Source organism: Nonomuraea sp. NPDC001636, from assembly GCF_040298265.1.
Taxonomy (GTDB): domain Bacteria; phylum Actinomycetota; class Actinomycetes; order Streptosporangiales; family Streptosporangiaceae; genus Nonomuraea.
On the sequence record NZ_JBEOZT010000035.1, the window covers coordinates 68,591 to 87,371 of the forward strand.

Here is an 18,781-nt window from a genome sequence, read left to right on the forward strand (position 1 = left end):
GCCGCGCCACGCCGGGCTACCGCCCGGTAGAATCGGAGCCTCCCTCCGCTTGCCGAAGGCAGGTGCCCCATGGGCGACCACAGCTCCGCCCGGCCGTTACGCGCCGACGCCCGCCGCAACCGCGAGCGGGTCCTGCAGATCGCGCAGGAGGCGCTGGCCGCCGACGGGCTGACCATCTCCCTCGACGAGATCGCCCGCCGCGCCGGGTTCGGGGTCGGCACCGTCCACCGGCACTTCCCCACCGAGGAGGCGCTGGTGGAGGCCGTGCTGCTGGGCCGCGCCGAACGTTTCGTGGCCGACGCCCGCGCGCTGGCCACCGCCGAGGACGCCGGGCGGGCCTTCTTCGGCTGGTTCTGCCGGGTCGCCGAGCAGGCCGCGGCCCATCAGGCGCTGTGCGACCTGCTGGACGGCGGCGCGGGGCCGGCGCCGCGGCCCGGCTCGGCGCTGGAGGCCGACCTGGCCGACGCGGTCGGGCGGCTGCTGGCCCGCGCGCAGCGCGCCGGGGCCGTGCGCCGTGATCTGTCCGCCGACGACGTCCGCGACCTGCTGCGCGGGGCCCTGGCGGCCGAACGCCACGCGCGGGGCAGGGGCGCGGCCGGGCGGATGGCGGCCGTGATGTGCGACGGCATGCGCGCCGGGGTGGCCTGAGCGCGGTCGTGATGTGCGGAGGGCGGGGCCGGGGCCGACTGACCGGCCGGTCAAGGCGGTGTCGTCATATGGCTACAGATCGTCACCCTCGGGGCAGTTTCTCCGCCGAATCCGGCGGACATCCCCAAGACGTAGGAAAGGGATCCCCCTTCAGGCCCATCGGGCCGGGGTCCGGTCAGCTCGGGAGGTAACCCGTGTTCGCTCTCATCGCCGCCCTGTTCTTCCTGCTCGCCCTGATCTTCGACATCGCCGGCACCGCCGTCGGCAACGTGCTCACCGCGGGCACGCTCACCACGGCCGGGCTGCTGTGCGTCGCCCTCCACCTGCTGGGGGTCGGCGCGGGATGGTCGCCGCTCAAGCGGTGAGGGCAGGACCACCGGGGGCCGCGCGCGAGGTCGTCCAGCGCGCGGCCCTCGCCGTGCCCGCGGCCGCAAGCTCCGCGACGGGGCTCAGGCCAGGGTGAAGCGGACCTCGCGGGTGGCCGGGTCGGCCTGCGTCAGGCGGACGGTGACCCGCTCGCCCAGCGGCAGGACGCCGTCGCAGCGGGCGATCACGGCCGGCTCGACGAGCTGCACCTGGCCGCCGCCGCGGCGCTCGTCCACGTCGATCACCATCGCCTCGAACGACTGCCCGATCCGCTCCCGCAGCAGGAACGCCTCCACCAGGTCCACGCAGGCCCGGTCGACCGCCCCGGCGCGGCGGCCGGTCGCCGACATGATGTCGGGCAGCAGCGGCAGCGCGGCCCGTACCTCGGAGGGCACCGGCTCGCCCGCCGCGACCGCCAGGCACACCTCGGTCGCGTACCGGTCCACCAGGCGCCGCAGCGGCGCCGTGACGTGCGCGTACGGCGCCGCCACCGCCGCGTGCTCGGCCAGCTTGGGCGGCGCGCCGTCGAAGGCCGCGTACCCGGCGCCGCGCAGCAGCACCTTCGACTCCTGCAGGAACGCGGCCTGCTGCGGGTTCTTCGGGTCGAGGTCGTGCACGACCTCCCCGTAACCGGCGCCCTCGGGCCACGGCACGCCGAGCGCCTGCGCGACCCGGCGCACCTTGGCCAGGTCGTCCGGCTGCGGCGCGGGCAGCACGCGCAGGATGCCGACCTCGGCGTCCAGCATCATCGAGGCGGCGGCCATGCCGGTCAGCAGCGAGATCTGGGCGTTCCACGCCTCGGCGGGCAGCGGCACGCGGAACTCCAGCCGGTAGCCGCCGTCGGCGTCCCGGACGACCTCCTGCTCGGGCGTGGGCAGGGTGACGCCGCCGCGCGCCCGCTCCAGCCCCAGCCGCAGCGCGCCGATCTCGGCCAGCAGGCTCAGGGTGCCGTCGGCGGTGCCGGTGTCCACGGCCGCCTGCACGTAGGCGTAGTCGAGCCGTTCGCGGCTGCGCACCCGGGCGCGCTGCACGTCCGCGCCGACGATCCGGCCCTCGGCGTCGAGGTCGACGCGCCAGACCGCGGCCGGTCGGATCGCGCCCGGCAGCAGGCTCGCCGCGCCCTCCGACAGCACCTTGGGATGCAGCGGCACCCTGCCCACCGGCAGGTACACCGTCTCGCCCCTGGTCCGGGCCTCGACGTCGATCGGGCCGCCCGGCCGGACGAAGGCCCCGACGTCGGCGATGGCGTACCAGACGCGGTAGCCGTCGCGCAGCCGTTCCAGGTGCAGGGCCTGGTCGAGGTCCATCGAGCCCGGCGGGTCGATGGTCACGAACGGCACGTCGGTCAGGTCTTTGGCGTCAAGCCTGGGCACCTGCGCCACCCAGTCGGCCTCGTCGAGCACGTCCCGGGGGAACCCGGCGGGCAGCCGCTGCTCGCGCAGCACGCGGTCGAACCCGTCCTCCAGCCTGGCGGGGATCGGGCCAGGAACCTGAATCATCGACACGCCCACAACCTACTCAAGGGGGGCGTACCGTCACGACTGGGGCGTCAGGTGAGCGTCGAGGCCGGTGATGCGCAGCAGGCGCTTCATGTTGGGCGGGACGTTGGCCAGCCGCAGGCTGGTGTGCCTGCGAGCGGCCTGGTTGTGCAGGGAGACCAGGATGCCGAGCCCGGCCGCGTCGATGAAGGACAGGCCGCCCACCTCGATCACCACCAACATGTCCGGCCGCCGCGCCCGCCCGGCCTCCTCCAGCACGCCGAGCAGGTGGCCGCGGACGGCCTCGGTGGTGGCGATGTCGAGTTCGCCGCTCAGGGAGACGGTCACGGTCGTGTCGTGGCGGCTGGTGGTCAGGTGAAGAGAATCCATGTCGGCTCCCCGCTGTTGGTCCGGGCGGAGGAAAGTGGTGCTGACTACGGGGACCCGCCCCTGGCCGAAGGCGCCGGATGCGATGATCGTCACGCAGCGCTACGGTCTGTTTCCGAAGAGGAGTGTACATGCCCTCCTGTCCGGGCTCGCGGAGCAGGCCCCCTCCGTGCGAAGAGCCCGCCGCGACCGGCGCCACGGGCGTTGCGGGCGTTGCGGGCAGGGGCGTACTGCCAGGTAACGTCTCGTTCCACCTGATCTACTGACATAGAGGAGCGTGACGTGCCCCCCGTCATCCTTTCCGCCGCCGGTTCGGCCCTGGTGCTCGACGACTCCGGCCCCGGGCTGCCGCGGGTGCGGCACTACGGCGCCGACCTCGGGGCGGTCGCCGGAGCCGACCTGGCGCCCGCCCTGCTCTCGCTGACCCCCGCGCTGGCGCTGCTGCCCGGCCAGGACGAGTCCTGGTTCGGCCGGCCGGGTCTGTCCGGCGACCGGGCCGGTGAGCACTGGCCGGTGCGCTGGAGCGCCGAGAGCGTCGAGACGGCGGCCGAGCCGGGCGCGGGCGGCCGCGTCACCGTCGCCGCCGTGGACGCCGAGGCGGGGTTGCGGCTGCTCAGCGAGCTGGTGATGGACGCCTCCGGCGTCGTCATGATGCGGCACACGGTGACCAACACCGCCGCCACGCCGTACCGGCTGCAGGGGTTGACGTGCGCGCTGCCGCTGCCCGCCAGGGCCGGGGAGCTGCTGGACTTCACCGGACGGTGGGCGCTGGAGAAGGTGCCGCAGCGCAGGGAGTTCGGGCACGGGGTGTGGTCGCGGGAGAGCCGACGCGGCCGGACCGGGCACGACGCGACCGGCCTGCTCGTCGCCGGCACGCCCGGTTTCGGGTTCCGCTCCGGCGAGGTGTGGGCCGTGCACGCCGGCTGGAGCGGCGGCCACGTCCACTACGCCGAACGGCTCGTCGAGGGGCAGGCCGTGCTGGCCGCCGGCGAACTGCTCGAACCCGGCGAGATCACCCTCGCCCAGGACGGCGCCTACACCACCCCGTGGGTCTACTTCACCTGGTCCGGCAGCGGCCTGGACGAGGCCGCCGGCCGCCTGCACGACCACCTGCGCGCCGCCCGCCCGCTCCCGGTGCGCCCGGTCACCCTGAACAACTGGGAGGCCACCTACTTCGACCACGGCCTCGACCGGCTGCGCGAGCTGGCCGACAAGGCGGCCGCCGCCGGCATCGAACGGTTCGTGCTCGACGACGGCTGGTTCCGCCACCGCCGCCACGACCGCGCCGGGCTCGGCGACTGGTACGTCGACGAGGACGTGTGGCCCGGCGGCCTGCACCCGCTGGCCGAGCACGTACGCGAGCTGGGCCTGCAGTTCGGCCTGTGGTTCGAGCCCGAGATGGTCAACCCCGACTCCGACCTGGCCCGCGCCCATCCCGACTGGATCCTCGCCCGCGCCGCCCGTCCGCCCGCGCTCTGGCGCAACCAGCAGGTGCTCGACCTGGCCCGGCCCGAGGTCTACGACTACCTCCTCGACCGCCTCGACACGCTGACCCGCGAGTACGCGCTGGACTACATCAAGTGGGACCACAACCGCGACCTGGCCGAGCCCGTCCACGACGGGACGCCCGGCGTGCACGCGCAGACGGCCGCGGCCTACCGGCTGATCGACGAGCTGCGCCGCCGCCATCCCGGGCTGGAGATCGAGTCGTGCTCGTCGGGCGGCGCGCGCATCGACTACGGCGTCCTGGCCCGCACCGACCGTGTGTGGGCCTCCGACAGCAACGACGCCCTCGACCGGCAGGCCATCCAGCGCTGGACCGGGCTGCTGGTGCCGCCGGACCGCATGGGCTGCCACGTCGGCGCGCCCCACGACCACATCACCGGCCGCGCGCTGCCGCTCGCCTTCCGGGCGGCGACCGCGATGTTCGGCCACATGGGCGTGGAGTGGGACCTGACCTCGGCGAGCCCCCAGGAGCTGGCGGAGCTGGGCGTCTGGATCGCGCTGCACAAGCGGCTGCGGCCGGTGCTGCACGCGGGCCGGGTCGTGCGGGCCGACCATCCCGACCCCTCGACGCTGGTGCACGGGGTCGTGCTGCCCGAACGGGCCGTGTTCGCCTGCGTCCAGCTCACCAGCCGGGTCACCGTCGGCCCGGAGCCGTTGCGGCTGCCGGGGCTCGACCCGGCCGCGCTGTACGAGGTGCGCGCCGCGGGGCCGCTGCCGGAGGGCGCGGGGCTGCCGCAGTGGGTGTTCGCGCCGGCGCGGCTGCCGGGGGCGGCGCTGGCCGAGCTGGGGTTGCCGGGGCCCGCGCTGCGTCCGGCCTCGGCGCTGGTCTTCGAGGTCGAACGGGTGACAGAAGGGCGGCAGAGTTAGCCGCTCGATCGCGGTGGTGCGGCCTGCGGGGCGGTCAGTGGGTGGCCGGGCGGCAGGGGGCGTCGGCGGGGGAGGGGCGCCAGGCCGCCCAGTCGATGCGCACCCGGTCCGGCCGGGCCGGGTCCACCTTCACGGGCAGCACCGCGCCCGGGACCACCAGGCCCATGGGGATGCGCGGCAGCGTCTGGCGGTGGGCGACCCGGTAGGCGGGGCCCTCGTGCGGCTGCACCACCAGCCCGAAGCTGACGACGGGCTGGTCGTTGACGGACATGTGGGTGTCGGCCATCGACTCCACCACGGCCTGCGCGGGAATCCCGGTCGCCAGGAGCCGCCGGCCGTTCCTCGCCATGATCAGGAACGGCACGCCGACCGCGGCCGTGATCAGCGTCGTCCCGGCGGTGATCGCCACAGCCAGCAAGATTCCCGTGGTCACTGTGCTTCCCCAGTTCTGTCCTCCGCCCGGCGTCCGGGCGGCTCGTTCCGTCTGATCTCGAAGGAGTTTCTATTCGGGACGGCTTGACCGCCGCTTGATCGCCGGTTGCAAGATCCCCTTGCCGACCTGGTTTATTTCACGGGTAAAACACCTGGTAATCTTTTGGGGATGACCAGTGCCCTCCGATCCCGTGCCCGATCCCTGCCGTCCCCTGTTTCGCCTTCGCTGCGGCCTCCGTCGGGGGTGTCGGCGGGGTGGCGTGCGCGGCTGCCCGTGCGTGCGGCGCTGCGGCTGGGGCCTGTCGGTGACATCTGGCACAAACCCGCCCTTAGCGCCGTCGTCGCCCTCGCCGTCCCGCTGCTCGCCCTTCTGTGGGCCGGACGGCTCGACCTCGTGCCCTACGTAGCCGCCGGTTCGATGTGCGCCTTGTACGGTCACGGCCTGCCGTACGCGGCCCGTGCCAGGGCGCTGGCCTGGGTGGTGCTGGGCATGACGTCCGGCACGGCGGTCGCGCTGGTCGCCTCGGCCCTCACCGGCTCGGTCGCCGTCGGGGTGGCGGTGGCCGCCCTGCTGGCCGGGCTGCACAAGGCGGTCTGCGACGCCACCCGGATCGGGCCGCCGGGGAACGTCGTGCTCACCTTCGTCGCCGCCGGCGCGGTGTTCGTCCCGCAGGAACTGGGCGACGTGCCGGGCCACGTCGGGCTCGGGCTGCTCGGCGGGCTCCTGGCCTGGACGGTCGGCATGGCCCCCGGCCTCCTCCGCCCCGACGGCCCCGAACGCATCGCCGTCGCCCGCGCCCTCGAATCCACCGCCCACCTCCTCCGTACGACCCCCAAGCCCCGCGCCCTCCCCGAGCCGCGCGCCCTCTTCGACGGGCGCGGTCTCTCCGGTACCCGTGGCCTCTTCGAGGGACGCGGACTCTCCGAGACCTGCGATCTCTCGGAGGTTCGCGATGTCCCCGAGGGGGGCGAGGCCGCCGTGGTGCACCAGGCGCGCCATGCCGCTGCGGCGGCGGTCAACGCCGCCTGGCAGACGCTGTTGCGCTCCGGCGTCCCCGCTCGGCGTCGCGACGCGCTGGCCCGGCTGCTGGTCCGCGCCGAGTCGGCCGCCGCAGGGCTTGCCGAGGAGACCGGTACGGGCGCTGCCGCGCGGCGGGCCACGCACGGACAGCTCGCCGGCTGGGCTCGCGACCTGCGCAAAGGTCGCCCGCTGCCGTCCCCGCGCGAGGTCGTGCTCCCTGCGGACGAGCGGGCCGAACTCGAAGGCGTCGCGGCCGGACGGAACGAGTCCGCGCCGACCGGAACGGACAGGCCAGGATGTGCGGCAGCGGCCGACGGGGTGCGGCGTGGGGCGGCGGCCGGCGACGTGCGGCGTGAGGGATCGGGCGATGGGGTGCGGTGTGGGAGAGGGGGTGGCGTCGTGCGGGTGGTGGCCGAGGTGGTGAGGCGGTGGCGGGTTGTCGGGATGGTGTTCGCCGGGGCCGCCGTGGCCGGGTGGGGGTCGATGGTGTTGGGGGTGGGCAGGCCGTACTGGGCGGTGGTGACGGCGGCGGCCGTGTTCGCGGCCAACACCACCCTCTCCTGGAGCCGCGCGATCCAGCGCGTCGTCGGCAACCTGCTGGGCGTCGGACTGTTCACCCTGGTCGCCCCCGTGACCCGGCTCGGCGCGGTGGCGCTCGTCGTGGCCGTTCTGGCGTTGCAGTTCGCGACGGAGGCGGCCATCACGCGCAACTACTGGCTGGGAAGCGTCTTCGTCACGCCGATGGCCATCCTCATGGGGGAGTTCGCCGGGACGCGGCCGGTGGCCGAGCTCGTGGCCGATCGCTGGCTGGACACGTGTCTCGGCGCGGCGGCGGGCCTGCTGGCCTGCGTGCTGGTGCCCGACCGGAGGGCGGCCCGGCGGGTACGGGCAGGGCTCGTACGTCTGGAGCGGATGCTGGCCGGGACGCCGGAACCGGCGGAGCGTGACCGGCTCCGCGCGGCACTGGTGGAGGTCCGCGAAGCGGCCGACGTGGCTTCGGGCGAGTGGTGGACCGGGGCGCTGCCCCATGAGCGCATCGCCGCCGCCGAGCGCGCCGGCCACCGCAGACTCGCCACCCTGTACGCCTGATCGCTCCACCCGGGGCCGCGGCGGCGCCGTCGGCGCGTACGATCGGAGCCACCGGAAGATCGGCACGATGAGAGGACCGAGCACGTGGAGGACGCCGTCGCGAAGGCGTTGCGGCAATGGCGGCAGGTCCTTCCCGACGCCGACCTCGACACGATCGCCGTCATCGGCAGGCTCAACCGCTGCGCCGCGCTCCTGCAGCAGGCCGCCGACGCCCCGCTCGGGCGCGCCGGGGTGAGCCGTCCCGAGTACGACCTGCTGTGCGCCCTGCTGAGGGTCGGCGGCGAGCTGACACCGGGCAGGCTGGCCCGCGAGACGTTCGCCTCGGGAGCGGCGGTGACCAAGCGGGTCCGGCGGCTGGAGGAGATCGGCCTGGTCGCCCGGCGGGTGGACGAGCGGGACCGGCGCGTCGCCCACCTCTCGCTGACCGGACGCGGCAGGGAGCTGATCCTGCGCCTGCTGCCCGAACAGCTCGACTACGAGACCGAGCTGCTGGAAGGGCTTCCCCGCGACCGCGAACGCCAGCTCGCCGACCTGCTGGCCGAACTGCTGCTCGTCCTGGAGGGCCGCCTCGGCGGCCTGCTCGGCTGAACCCCGCCGCATCAAGGATGCGGCTCGGGCGTGCGGTTCGGGTGGCGGACGGATGGAGGAGGCGGGGAGCGGGGTTAGGGTGGCCGCGTGCATATCGACGAATGGCTGCAGGCGATCCCCGCCGCCTGGTTGTGCGCGATGGTCGCGCTCGTGATCGGCCTGGAGAGCCTCGGCATCCCGCTGCCCGGCGAGATCGTGCTGGTCAGCGCCGCCATTCTGGCCGCCAAGGGCGTGGTCAGCCCGGTGGCCGTCGGCGTGTGCGCGAGCGCGGGGGCGATCGTGGGCGACTCCGCCGGCTACGCCATCGGGCGCAAGGGCGGCCGCCGGCTGTTCGAACGGCTGGGCCGCCGCTTCCCCCGCCACTTCGGCCCCCGTCACGTCGCCAAGGCCGAGAACTACTTCCACCGGTACGGCGTCTGGGCCGTGTTCGTCGGCCGCTTCATCGCGCTGCTGCGCATCCTGGCCGGGCCGCTGGCGGGGGCGCTGCGCATGCCGTACTGGCGCTTCGCCGTGGCGAACGTGCTGGGCGGCATCGTCTGGGCGGGCGGCACCACCGCGGTGATCTACTATCTCGGCATGGTGGCCGAGAAGTGGCTGAAGGGCTTCTCCTGGGTCGGGCTCGGGGTGGCCGTGCTGTTCGGCATCGGCACCACGCTCTACCTCAAGCGCCGCGCGGCCTCAGCGCTCGATGAGGGTGACCTCGAGGGAGTAGTGCGAGGCCCGATAGACGTGTGAGCCGTGCTCGACGGCCCGGCCCTGGTCGTCGTACGTCGTCCTGATCATGGTGAGCAGCGGCGCGCCGCGGCGCTCGTCGAGCAGCTTGGCCTCGACCTGGCCGGCGGCGCGGGCCCCGATGCGCTGGTTGGCCACCCGCATGCGCACGCCCGCGCCGCGCAGCAGCTCGTACAGGCCGCGGCCCTCCAGGTCGGCGGCCGAGAGCGGGGCCAGGCCCAGCGGCAGCCAGTTGTGCAGCACGGCGAGCGGCTCGCCGGCGGCGAAGCGCAGGCGTTCGAGGTAGAGGATCTCGGTGCCGGGCTCGACGCCCAGGATGGCGGCCTTGTCCTCCTCGACCGGGCGCGGCTCCAGCGCCAGCACCTGCGTGGCCGGCTCCTGGCCCGAGCGGCGCAGGTCGTCGTAGAGGCTGGTCAGCTCCACCGAGCGCTTGACCTGGCCGTGCACCACCTGTGTGCCGACGCCGCGCTTGCGCACCAGCAGGCCCTTGTCCACGAGGTATTGGATCGCCTGGCGGATCGTCGGCCTGGACAGGCCGAGCTTGTCGGCGAGCAGGATCTCGTTGTCCAGCCGGGAGCCGGGCGCCAGGTCGCCGCGCCGGATCGCCTCGGCGATCTGCTCGGCCACCTGGAAGTAGAGCGGCACAGGGCTGGATCGGTCCAGGTCGATGGCCAGGTTCGGGGTCATGCTGATCAGCCTAACCGAGGTCAGAATGTCAAGACAAATAGCGAGTGGCGAGCAGCGCGGGCAGCCCGGCGAGCGAGGTGAGGCGGGGGAACCCGGCCGGCGCCGCCTCGACGCCCAGCCGGTCGATCCACACCGAGGGCATGCCGGCCGCCGCCGGGCCGCGTACGTCGTTGTCGAGGTCGTCGCCCACCAGCAGCACCTGCTCGGGCGGCAGCCCGAGGGCCCGCGCGGCGGCGGCGTAGCAGGCGGCGGACGGCTTGAAGTGCCCGCCCAGGCCCTCGCCGGTCAGCACCGGGCCGACGTCGAGGCCGAGCGCCCGGATCTTCGCCTCCTGCACGTCCTGCGACCCGTTGGTCAGGACGCCCAGCGTGTAGCCGCGCAGCCCGGCCAGCGCCGGGGCCACGTCGGGGTAGGCGGCCCAGCCGCGCCGGTAGTGGCCGGCGTAGCTCGCGAAGGCGGCCTCCAGGTCGGCGGGCGCCTCCACGGACAGCTCCCGGCACAGGGCGCGCACCCGGCGGCGGCGCTGCTCCTGCCAGGAGCACTCGCCGGCCTGCCAGGCGGCCAGGTGGGGGATCTCCAGCGCCGCCCACAGCGCGGCGACCTCGGGCAGGCGGGGATGGCCGGGGGCCAGCTCCGACGCCCACGCGGTGATCGCGGCGTCGGCCGCGCCGCGATGGTCGAGCAGAGTGCCGTCGAGGTCGAACAGGATGCCCTTGATGCTGCCGCTCACCCGGCGAGCATATCGGCGGCGACCCGGGCGGCCGTCTCGCGCGGCGGGTAGCCCAGGGTGAGGCCGCGCACCGAGCGCGGCGCGGCGGCGAAGCGCGCCTCGGCGTCCTCGCCCAGCACGTAGGCCAGGGCGGGGGACAGGCCGCGATGCGACTCCAGCGCCGCCACCTCGGCCGCGGCCCGCCCGGAGGGCAGGGCCTCGTGGTAGTCGGCGATCAGGGAGTCGAGGTCGAAGAGCCGCTCGTAGGGCTCGGTGGTGCCGGCCACGACCCGGACGGCCGCGCCTTCGGCGCGCGCCCGGTAGACCAGGCCGGTGCCGCCGCTCTTGGCGAACCAGCGCAGCGCCTCCTCGGCGGGCAGGGTGAAGGTGCCGTACGGCTTGCGCCCGTACAGCAGGGCCTCGGCGATCCAGCGGTCGCACCAGTGCTCGTCGCGGTACGGCGTCGGCGACCCCGGGTCGCAGCTCAGGCCCTGGGCCAGCACCGGGTTCCAGGCCGAGACCAGCGGGCTGCTGAAGCGCGGCATGCGGGGGCCCAGGCAGCGGCTCAGCGCGTAGCCGTACCAGACGGTGACGACCTCGGTGCGCCGCTTGGGCCGCCTGCGCTCGTAGGCGCCGTTCATCACCTGGCCGTCGGGGTGGCGCCAGGGGCCGGGTTCGGTGGCCTGGTCTGTGGGGACCCTGGGGGTGCGGTAGTCGGGATTGAGCGTCCACACGTCCGCCACAGTGTCGGCTCCTTCGGGGTCGGGGTCGGGGTCGCGGCAAGACCATCAGAGTGACTCATCGTGCAACACCCGTCACGCTGAATCAATGAACCGGTGGTGAACGATGATGTTTGTCATCAGTGGTGCTTGCGGTACTCGCCCGCCTGCCGGATGTGGTCGATCATGACGCGTTCCGCGGCGTCGGCGTCGCCCGCCTCCAGGGCGGCCAGCAGCCGCTCGTGCGCCTGGAGCTGCCGCCCGACCTGCTCCGGGTCGAGCCACAGCGACGCCTCGGCGGGCACCGGGACGCCGTTGCGCACCGATCTGGCGTGGGCGCCGAGGAAGGCCGGGCCGCCGATGTCGACGATGCGCAGGTGGAAGCGGCTGCTCTGGTCGGCAAGCCGGTCGTGCCTGCCCTGCTCGGCGTCGGCGGCCATCTCGCGGTGCAGGTCGCGCAGTCCGGCGAGGTCGTCGGCGGTGATCCGGGCGGCGGCCAGCCGCGCCCCCAGGCCCTCGACGACCGCGCGCAGCCCGTAGTACTCGGCCAGGGCGTCGTCGCCGAGGTCGATGACGGTCGCGCCGTGGTGGGCCTCGTAGCTGATCAGCCGGTCCTTCTCCAGCCGGCGCAGCGCCTCGCGCACGGGGGTGACCGAGACGCCGAGCCGCCGGGCGACGGCCCCGGCGCGCAGGGCGGTGCCGCCCGGGATGCGGCCGCCGCGGATCTCGTCCAGCAGCACGCTGTAGACGTAGTCGGCCTTGCTCATGGGCGGCGTGGGCTCGCTGGCTGTCATGTCCCCAGTCTCTCGCACGGCCGGTCGCGGCTATTACATATTTCTTATAACTTACAAACTATGACAAGTCTGGCCGACCTGCGGGTCATCGACGCGGCGACGCTGTTCGCCGGCCCCTCCGCCGCGATGATGCTCGGCGACTTCGGCGCCGACGTGATCAAGATCGAGCACCCGCGCCGCGGCGACCCCTCGCGCGGCCACGGCGCCTCGGTGGACGGCGTCGGCCTGTGGTGGAAGTCGTTGTCCCGCAACAAGCGCACCGCCGCCGTCGACCTGTCCCGCGCCGAGGGCCAGGAGATCCTGCGCCGCCTGGCCGAGCGCTCCGACGTGCTGATCGAGAACTTCCGTCCCGGCACCCTGGAACGCTGGAACCTGGCCCCCGAGGACCTGCTCAAGGCCAACCCGCGGCTGATCGTGGCCCGGATGACCGGCTTCGGGCAGATCGGCCCGATGGCCGGGCAGCCGGGGTTCGGGACGCTGGCCGAGGCCATGAGCGGGTTCGCGGCCATGACCGGCGAGCCGGACGGCCCCCCGACCCTGCCGCCGCTGGCTCTGGCCGACGGCATCGCCGGCCTGGCCATGTCGTACGCGATCATGGTGGCCCTGCACGCCCGCGCGGCGACCGGCCGCGGGCAGGTGATCGACCTGGCCATCATCGAGCCGATCCTGGGCCTGCTCGGGCCGCAGATGACCGCGTACAAGGCGCTCGGGGTGGTGCCGCGGCGCACCGGCAACCGGTCCAGCAGCAACGCCCCGCGCAACACCTACCGCACCCGCGACGGCCGCTGGGTGGCGATCTCCACCAGCGCCCAGCCCATCGCCGAGCGGGTCGTCACCCTCGTCGGGCGGCCCGACCTGGTCGAGCAGCCCTGGTTCGCCAGCGGTCACGGCCGCGTCCAGCACGTGGACGAGCTGGACGAGGCGGTCGCCACCTGGATCGCCGCCCGCGACGCCGACGAGGTGATCGCCCGCTTCGAGGAGGCCCAGGCCGCCGTCGCCCCCATCTACGACGTCACCGACCTGGCGACGGACCCGCAGTACGCCGCGCTCGGCACGTTCGTCGAGCTGCCGGACGCGGAGCTGGGCACGGTCACCCTGCAGAACGTGCTGTTCCGCCTGTCGGAGACGCCCGGCGAGATCCGCTGGCCCGGCCGCCCGCTCGGCCACGACACCGACGAGGTGCTCGGCGAGCTGGACTACCCGGCCGAGGCCGTCGCGGCCCTGCGCGAGGCCGGGGTGATCGCGTGAACGCCCCCGTCACCTGGCTGTACGTGCCGGGCGACCGTCCTGAGCGCTTCGCCAAGGCCGCCGCCTCGGGCGCCGACGTCGTCATCGTCGACCTGGAGGACGCGGTCGCGCCCGCCGCCAAGGACGCCGCCCGCGCCCACGCCGTCGCCTACCTGCGCGGGCCCAGGCAGTCCGGGCCGCGCATCCACGTCCGGGTGAACGACGTGACGACCGCGCGCGGCCTGGCCGACCTGGCGGCCGTGGGCGAGCTGGCCGACGCCGTCCGGCTGCCCAAGGTCGAGTCGGCCGCCGCGCTGGACGCCCTGCCCGGCACGGCCCCCCTGTACGCGCTGCTGGAGTCGGCGGCCGGGATCGTCGAGGCCCGCGCCGTGGCCGCGCACCCGCGGGTGGCCGGCGTGGCGCTGGGCGAGCAGGACCTGGCCGCCGAGCTGTCCCTCACCGACGAGACCGCCATGAACCACCTCAGGCTGCAGGTCGTCCTCGCCGCCGCGGCCGCGGGCCTGCCGCCGGTGCCCATGTCGGTCTACCCCGACATCAAGGACGAGGACGGGCTCCTCGCCTCCTGCCGGGCCGGCCGCGCGCTCGGCCTGTTCGGCAGGACCGCCATCCATCCCGCGCAGCTCCCGGCCATCCGGCGGGCCTTCCGCCCCACCGAGGAGGAGACGGCCAGGGCCGCCGAGATCGTCGAGGCGGCCGAGCGGGCGGGCACGGGCACGGGCGCGGTGGCCCTGCCCGACGGCCGCTTCGTGGACGCCCCGGTCCTCGCCAGGGCCCGCCGCGTGCTGGACCTGGCCCGCCGGCTCGCCCCCGCGGACCAGCCGGGACCCGGTTAACGGGAGGGGTACCAGCGGACCTGCAGCTCCTCGTCCGCCGGGGCCGGGCCGGGCAGGTCGCGGTGGGCGGGCGGCACCCGCAGCGAGTCCATCATCAGCGTCAGGTAGCGGTGGCGGAGCTGGGAGGTGCGCTCCTCGTCGCCCAGCTTGATCGAGGCGATCTGCTCGAACAGCAGCGCGATGTCGGCCACCGTGACGTCGGCCCGCAGCACGCCCGCCTCGACCGCCCGGCGGTGCAGCCGGGTGGCCAGGTCGCCGGCGCGGACGGCGTCGTGGTACAGCTCCTCCGTCGGCTGGAAGGTGCCGGCCAGCTTGATCGTCAGGGAGTTGGTGTCGGCGTCCACGATGCCGCGCAGGTAGGAGGCGAACGCCTCCCAGGGGTCGCCCTCGTCGTCCATCGCGCGCTGGGCCACGGCGGCGTAGAGCTTCAGCCCGTCGCCGCACAACTTCTGCAGCAGCGCCTCCTTGCTGGGGTAGCGGCGGTAGAGCGCGCTGATCCCGACGCCCGCCTTCTCGGCCACGGCCGCGATGGGGGCGCCCGGATCGGCGGTGAAGACCGCCCTGGCCGCCTGGAGGATCAACTCGTCGTTGCGGGCGGCCTGAGCCTTGCGGCCGCTCATGGGTGCGCTGGTCATGCCGCCAGCATACGGGAACGAAAGATTCCGTTCTACTTCCGGTGAAGATCGAAGCGCTGGTCCGTATGTCTATACAAAGAGATCACATTGCGGTAGAACCAGGCTAGCCCGTTGGTCTTGGAGGTATTCGATGAGACGTACCCCGATCGTGCTGGCGCTGGCCGGCGTACTCGCCCTGACCAGCTGTTCCTCCTCCGCCGAGCCTGGCGCGCAGAGCGCCGCGCCCGGCTCGGCCGCCGCCCCGGCGGCCGGCGGCGGCAGCTTCGCCGTCATCACCCACGGCGGCGCCGGGGACGCCTTCTGGGACGTGGTCAAGAACGGCGCCGAGGCCGCCGGCAAGCAGTACGGCGTCAAGGTCACCTACCAGGGCGACGGCGACCCCGCCAAGCAGTCGCAGCTCATCGACCAGGCCGTCGCGGAGAAGGTGGACGGCCTCGTCGTCTCGATGGCCAACCCCGACGCGCTCAAGGAGGCCGTCGGCAAGGCCGTCGCGGCCAAGATCCCGGTCGTCACCATCAACTCCGGGGCCGACTCCTCCAAGGCGTTCGGCGCCCTCACCCACGTCGGCCAGTCCGAGGACGTGGCCGGGCGCGGCGCCGGCGAGCAGCTCAAGGCCGCGGGCGTCACCAAGCTGCTGTGCGTCGTGCACGAGGCCGGCAACGTCGGCCTCGACCAGCGTTGCAAGGGCGCCGAGCAGACCCTCGGCGGCACGGTCGAGCGCCTGCAGGTGGACGTCGCCAACCTGGCCGACGTCACCTCCAAGGTCACCGCCAAGCTGCAGTCGGACAAGCAGGTCAACGGCGTGCTCGCGCTCAACCCGGCGGTCGCCGTGGCGGCCAGGGACGCGATCAAGGACTCGGGCTCGCAGGCGAAACTCGCCACCTTCGACCTGTCGGGCGACGTGGTCGCCGCGATCAAGGACGGCGAGATCCTGTTCGCCGTCGACCAGCAGCAGTACCTGCAGGGCTACCTGCCGATCACGTTCCTGAAGCTGTACAAGGACAACCTCAACACCGTCGGCGGCGGGCTGCCGGTCAACACCGGGCCCGGGTTCGTCACCAAGGACAACGCCGAGCAGGTGGCCAAGCTGGCCGAGGCGGGCACCCGATGAGCGGCCGCCGGGACGCGGGCGGAGAAGGGGAGGGCCGCCGATGACGGCCGCTCCCGCGCGGGCCGACGAGCGGGTCGCCCGGGTCGGCCTGGCCCGCCGCCTGATCGTCCGGCCCGAGCTCGGCGCCGTGGTGGGGCTGGTCGTGGTGTTCGCGTTCTTCGCCGCGCAGTCGGAGGTGTTCCGCTCGCCGGCCGGGATCGCCAACTGGCTCGACCCGGCCGCCACGCTCGGGATCATGGCGGTCGCGGTGGCGCTGCTCATGATCGGCGGCGAGTTCGACCTGTCGGCGGGCGTGCTGACCGGCACCAGCGGGCTGATCCTGGTCACGCTGGCCACCCGGTACGGGTTCGGCGTGTGGCCGGCGATGCTCGCCGGGCTGGTCGTGGCGCTCGCCGTGGGGTTCGCCAACGGCCTGGTGGTGACCCGGACGAAGCTGCCCAGCTTCATCGTCACGCTGGGCACGTTCCTCATGCTGCAGGGCGTCAACCTCGGCGTCACCAAGGCCGTCACCGGGACCGTGCAGGTCGGCGGGCTGCGCCGGGCGGCCGGGTTCGACGGCGCCAGCGCGCTCCTCGCGGGCACGATCCAGATCGGCGGCACGTCGTTCCGGGTGGCGATCCTGTGGTGGATCGCCATCACCGCGCTGGCCACGTGGGTGCTCATGCGCTCCAGGCCGGGCAACTGGATCTTCGCCGTGGGCGGCGACGAGCAGGCCGCGCGGGCGGTCGGCGTGCCGGCGGCCCGGACGAAGATCGCGCTGTTCATGACCACGGCGGTGGCCGCCTGGCTGGTCGGCTCGATGCTGGCGCTGCGCTACACCTCCGTCCAGGCCAACATCGGCATCGGGCAGGAGTTCATCTACATCATCGCGGCCGTCATCGGCGGCTGCCTGCTGACCGGCGGGTACGGCTCCGCCGTCGGCGCCTCCATCGGCGCGGTGATCTTCGGCATGGCCGACAAGGGCATCGTGTTCCTGGGCTGGGACGCCGACTGGTTCAAGTTCTTCCTCGGAGCCATGCTGCTGCTCGCCACGCTGGCCAACCGGATGGTCCGGCGCTACGCCGAGGAGGTGCGGCATTGATCCTGCAGACCCGCGACATCGGCAAGTCGTTCGGCTCGGTGCTGGCCCTGCGCGGGGTGTCGATGGGGGTGGAGGCGGGCTCGGTCACCTGCGTGCTCGGCGACAACGGCGCCGGCAAGTCCACGCTCATCAAGATCCTGGCCGGGGTGCACCAGCACGACACGGGGACGTACCTGGTGGACGGCGCCGAGGTGCGCTTCGCCGGCCCGCGCGAGGCGCTCGACCGCGGCATCGCCACCGTCTACCAGGACCTGGCGATGATCCCGCTCATGTCGGTCTGGCGGAACTTCTTCCTCGGCTCAGAACCCCGCAAGGGGCTCGCCTTCGACGTGGCCAAAGCCCGCCGGGTGGCGGCGGAGGAGCTGCGCGCCATGGGCATCGACATCCGGGACGTCGACCAGCCCGTCGGCACGCTGTCGGGCGGCGAGCGGCAGTCGGTCGCCATCGCCAGGGCCGTGCACTTCGGCGCCCGGGTCCTCATCCTGGACGAGCCCACCTCGGCGCTGGGCGTCAAGCAGGCGGGCGTGGTGCTGCGCTACATCGCCCGCGCCCGCGACCGGGGGCTCGGCGTGGTGTTCATCACCCACAACCCGCACCACGCCTACCCGGTCGGCGACCGGTTCCTGCTGCTCAACCGCGGGACCGGCATGGGCGAGTACGCCAAGTCCGACATCGGCAAGGACGAGCTGACCGCGCTGATGGCCGGCGGCGCGGAGCTGGCGGAGCTGGACCACGAGCTCCGGCGCGAATGAGCACCGCTTGATCGGAATTTGACGGAACCGGGCGATCGGATCGAGGTACCTCAAGGCAGGAACCGGGGTGGACCACACTGACGACCCGGGGGCGGCCACCGTGACGACGATGATCAGCAAGCAGATCGTGCTGGAGAAGGCGGCGCAGGAGTTCGCCGACGCCAACGCCAAGCGGCCCTTCATCTACGAGCTGCCGCCCGAGCAGGGCCGCGAGGTGCTGGAGAAGCTGCAGTCCGACCCCAGCGTGCCCAAGCCGGAGATCGACGAGGAGTGGATCCAGGTCCAGGGCGGCCCGACGGGCATCGTGCCGGTGCGCATCGTCAAGCCCAAGGGCGCCACGGGCACGCTGCCGGTCATCTTCTACATCCACGGCGCGGGCTGGGTGTTCGGCTCGGCGCACACGCACGACCGGCTCGTGCGCGAGCTGGCCGTGCGGACCGGCGCCGCCGTCGTCTTCCCCGAGTACGACCGCGCGCCCGAGGCGAAGTACCCCACGCAGATCGAGCAGAACTACGCCGCCGCCCAGTGGGTGGCCGAGCACGGCGCGGAGAAGGGCCTGGACCCCTCGCGCATGGCCGTGGCCGGGGACTCGGTGGGCGGCAACATGTCGATCGTGCTCACGCTCATGGCCAAGGAGCGCGGTGACGTGCGGCTGCTCGGCCAGGTGCTGTTCTACCCCGTCACGGACGCGAACTTCGACACCGAGTCCTACAAGCAGTTCGCCACGGGCTACTACCTCAACCGGGACGGCATGAAGTGGTTCTGGGACCAGTACACGACAGATCCGGCGCAGCGCGCGGAGAGCCACGCCTCGCCGCTGCGCGCGAGCGACCAGGAGCTGCGCGGCCTGCCGCCGGCCCTGGTGCTGAACGGCCAGGCCGACGTCCTGCGGGACGAGGGCGAGGCGTACGCGGCCCGGCTGCGGGAGGCGGGCAACGACGTCACGGCGGTCGAGCTGGCGGGGATGGTGCACGACTTCGCCATGGTGGACCTGCTGCGCGACACCAACGCCAACAAGGCCGCCATGAGCCTTGCGGTCGGCAAGCTGCGCGAGTGGCTAAACCCCTGATCTACAATGTAAAGACGCCTGCGTTCCAC

General features: G+C 73.6%; 20 protein-coding genes. 12 read left to right on the forward strand and 8 right to left on the reverse strand.

From position 1 onward, the window contains the following. Window positions 1-69: 69 nt before the first annotated feature. Window positions 70-648 carry a TetR/AcrR family transcriptional regulator gene (locus ABT158_RS43825; protein WP_352364102.1) on the forward strand — a complete coding sequence of 193 codons (579 nt, stop codon included), beginning with the start codon at window positions 70-72 and terminating at the stop codon, window positions 646-648. A gap of 194 nt (window positions 649-842) precedes the next feature. Then, window positions 843-1,013: a hypothetical protein gene (locus tag ABT158_RS43830; protein ID WP_352331507.1), complete on the forward strand. Its 171-nt coding sequence runs from the start codon at window positions 843-845 to the stop codon at window positions 1,011-1,013. A gap of 84 nt (window positions 1,014-1,097) precedes the next feature. Here ABT158_RS43830 and ABT158_RS43835 read toward each other — a convergent pair whose 3' ends face one another. Together ABT158_RS43835 and ABT158_RS43840 are read right to left on the reverse strand one after the other, a co-directional pair. Then, the gene (locus ABT158_RS43835; protein ID WP_352364174.1) at window positions 1,098-2,513 is read right to left on the reverse strand and encodes an RNB domain-containing ribonuclease; all 1,416 of its coding nucleotides are present in this window, start codon (window positions 2,511-2,513) and stop codon (window positions 1,098-1,100) included. Window positions 2,514-2,549: 36 nt separating this feature from the next. Then, a complete protein-coding gene (locus ABT158_RS43840; protein WP_352364105.1) occupies window positions 2,550-2,882 on the reverse strand; it encodes an STAS domain-containing protein in 333 nt (110 codons plus the stop codon). Window positions 2,883-3,161: 279 nt separating this feature from the next. On the opposite strand from ABT158_RS43840, the gene ABT158_RS43845 reads away from it, so the two are divergent. Next, window positions 3,162-5,252: an alpha-galactosidase gene (locus ABT158_RS43845; RefSeq protein ID WP_352364107.1), complete on the forward strand. Its 2,091-nt coding sequence runs from the start codon at window positions 3,162-3,164 to the stop codon at window positions 5,250-5,252. A gap of 34 nt (window positions 5,253-5,286) precedes the next feature. Here the strand turns inward: ABT158_RS43845 and ABT158_RS43850 are convergent, their stop codons facing one another. Then, window positions 5,287-5,685: a DUF3592 domain-containing protein gene (locus ABT158_RS43850; protein WP_352364109.1), complete on the reverse strand. Its 399-nt coding sequence runs from the start codon at window positions 5,683-5,685 to the stop codon at window positions 5,287-5,289. Window positions 5,686-5,958: 273 nt separating this feature from the next. Between ABT158_RS43850 and ABT158_RS43855 the strand changes: the two genes are divergently transcribed. The 3 genes from ABT158_RS43855 (at window position 5,959) to ABT158_RS43865 (ending at window position 9,117) form a co-directional block, all read left to right on the forward strand. Continuing rightward, window positions 5,959-7,794, forward strand: coding sequence for an FUSC family protein (locus ABT158_RS43855; protein WP_352364111.1), 1,836 nt, complete (start codon window positions 5,959-5,961; stop codon window positions 7,792-7,794). An 84-nt stretch (window positions 7,795-7,878) separates the two neighbouring features. Beyond that, the gene (locus ABT158_RS43860) at window positions 7,879-8,382 is read left to right on the forward strand and encodes a MarR family winged helix-turn-helix transcriptional regulator (RefSeq protein ID WP_352364113.1); all 504 of its coding nucleotides are present in this window, start codon (window positions 7,879-7,881) and stop codon (window positions 8,380-8,382) included. Between the two features lie 87 nt (window positions 8,383-8,469). Continuing rightward, the gene (locus tag ABT158_RS43865; protein ID WP_352364115.1) at window positions 8,470-9,117 is read left to right on the forward strand and encodes a DedA family protein; all 648 of its coding nucleotides are present in this window, start codon (window positions 8,470-8,472) and stop codon (window positions 9,115-9,117) included. Here the strand turns inward: ABT158_RS43865 and ABT158_RS43870 are convergent. From ABT158_RS43870 to ABT158_RS43885, 4 genes are all read right to left on the reverse strand, one after another. Beyond that, window positions 9,061-9,801: a GntR family transcriptional regulator gene (locus tag ABT158_RS43870; protein ID WP_352364117.1), complete on the reverse strand. Its 741-nt coding sequence runs from the start codon at window positions 9,799-9,801 to the stop codon at window positions 9,061-9,063. The two genes, ABT158_RS43865 and ABT158_RS43870, sit on opposite strands and share 57 nt — an antisense overlap. A gap of 28 nt (window positions 9,802-9,829) precedes the next feature. After that, a complete protein-coding gene (locus tag ABT158_RS43875) occupies window positions 9,830-10,531 on the reverse strand; it encodes an HAD family hydrolase (RefSeq protein WP_352364119.1) in 702 nt (233 codons plus the stop codon). Beyond that, window positions 10,528-11,253, reverse strand: coding sequence for a hypothetical protein (locus ABT158_RS43880; protein ID WP_352364121.1), 726 nt, complete (start codon window positions 11,251-11,253; stop codon window positions 10,528-10,530). Before ABT158_RS43880 ends, ABT158_RS43875 begins: the two co-directional genes overlap by 4 nt. A gap of 116 nt (window positions 11,254-11,369) precedes the next feature. Continuing rightward, window positions 11,370-12,023 (reverse strand): GntR family transcriptional regulator, encoded by a 654-nt coding sequence (locus ABT158_RS43885; protein WP_352364123.1) that lies wholly within the window; start codon window positions 12,021-12,023, stop codon window positions 11,370-11,372. A gap of 60 nt (window positions 12,024-12,083) precedes the next feature. On the opposite strand from ABT158_RS43885, the gene ABT158_RS43890 reads away from it, so the two are divergent. Together ABT158_RS43890 and ABT158_RS43895 are read left to right on the forward strand one after the other, a co-directional pair. Then, window positions 12,084-13,271: a CaiB/BaiF CoA transferase family protein gene (locus tag ABT158_RS43890; RefSeq protein WP_352364125.1), complete on the forward strand. Its 1,188-nt coding sequence runs from the start codon at window positions 12,084-12,086 to the stop codon at window positions 13,269-13,271. Then, window positions 13,268-14,104: an HpcH/HpaI aldolase/citrate lyase family protein gene (locus tag ABT158_RS43895; protein WP_352364127.1), complete on the forward strand. Its 837-nt coding sequence runs from the start codon at window positions 13,268-13,270 to the stop codon at window positions 14,102-14,104. Before ABT158_RS43890 ends, ABT158_RS43895 begins: the two co-directional genes overlap by 4 nt. Here ABT158_RS43895 and ABT158_RS43900 read toward each other — a convergent pair. Then, the gene (locus ABT158_RS43900; protein WP_352364129.1) at window positions 14,101-14,739 is read right to left on the reverse strand and encodes a TetR/AcrR family transcriptional regulator; all 639 of its coding nucleotides are present in this window, start codon (window positions 14,737-14,739) and stop codon (window positions 14,101-14,103) included. The two genes, ABT158_RS43895 and ABT158_RS43900, sit on opposite strands and share 4 nt — an antisense overlap. A gap of 130 nt (window positions 14,740-14,869) precedes the next feature. Between ABT158_RS43900 and ABT158_RS43905 the strand changes: the two genes are divergently transcribed. From ABT158_RS43905 to ABT158_RS43920, 4 genes are all read left to right on the forward strand, one after another. After that, window positions 14,870-15,850, forward strand: coding sequence for a sugar ABC transporter substrate-binding protein (locus tag ABT158_RS43905; RefSeq protein WP_352364131.1), 981 nt, complete (start codon window positions 14,870-14,872; stop codon window positions 15,848-15,850). Window positions 15,851-15,890: 40 nt separating this feature from the next. Beyond that, on the forward strand, window positions 15,891-16,931 hold the full coding sequence (locus tag ABT158_RS43910; protein ID WP_352364133.1) for an ABC transporter permease: 1,041 nt from the start codon (window positions 15,891-15,893) through the stop codon (window positions 16,929-16,931). After that, a complete protein-coding gene (locus tag ABT158_RS43915; protein WP_352364135.1) occupies window positions 16,928-17,683 on the forward strand; it encodes an ATP-binding cassette domain-containing protein in 756 nt (251 codons plus the stop codon). The genes ABT158_RS43910 and ABT158_RS43915 overlap by 4 nt, the downstream gene beginning before the upstream one ends. 109 nt (window positions 17,684-17,792) lie before the next feature. Then, the gene (locus tag ABT158_RS43920) at window positions 17,793-18,752 is read left to right on the forward strand and encodes an alpha/beta hydrolase (protein WP_352364176.1); all 960 of its coding nucleotides are present in this window, start codon (window positions 17,793-17,795) and stop codon (window positions 18,750-18,752) included. Window positions 18,753-18,781: the final 29 nt, after the last annotated feature.

What these genes read in the sequence shown, in the direction of transcription:
- ABT158_RS43825 (WP_352364102.1), top strand. Translation starts at nt 70, where the DNA reads ATGGGCGACCACAGCTCCGCCCGGCCGTTACGCGCCGACGCCCGCCGC.
- ABT158_RS43835 (WP_352364174.1), bottom strand. Translation starts at nt 2,513, where the DNA reads ATGATTCAGGTTCCTGGCCCGATCCCCGCCAGGCTGGAGGACGGGTTC.
- ABT158_RS43840 (WP_352364105.1), bottom strand. Translation starts at nt 2,882, where the DNA reads ATGGATTCTCTTCACCTGACCACCAGCCGCCACGACACGACCGTGACC.
- ABT158_RS43870 (WP_352364117.1), bottom strand. Translation starts at nt 9,801, where the DNA reads ATGACCCCGAACCTGGCCATCGACCTGGACCGATCCAGCCCTGTGCCG.
- ABT158_RS43885 (WP_352364123.1), bottom strand. Translation starts at nt 12,023, where the DNA reads ATGACAGCCAGCGAGCCCACGCCGCCCATGAGCAAGGCCGACTACGTC.
- ABT158_RS43890 (WP_352364125.1), top strand. Translation starts at nt 12,084, where the DNA reads ATGACAAGTCTGGCCGACCTGCGGGTCATCGACGCGGCGACGCTGTTC.
- ABT158_RS43900 (WP_352364129.1), bottom strand. Translation starts at nt 14,739, where the DNA reads ATGACCAGCGCACCCATGAGCGGCCGCAAGGCTCAGGCCGCCCGCAAC.
- ABT158_RS43905 (WP_352364131.1), top strand. Translation starts at nt 14,870, where the DNA reads ATGAGACGTACCCCGATCGTGCTGGCGCTGGCCGGCGTACTCGCCCTG.
- ABT158_RS43910 (WP_352364133.1), top strand. Translation starts at nt 15,891, where the DNA reads ATGACGGCCGCTCCCGCGCGGGCCGACGAGCGGGTCGCCCGGGTCGGC.
- ABT158_RS43920 (WP_352364176.1), top strand. Translation starts at nt 17,793, where the DNA reads ATGATCAGCAAGCAGATCGTGCTGGAGAAGGCGGCGCAGGAGTTCGCC.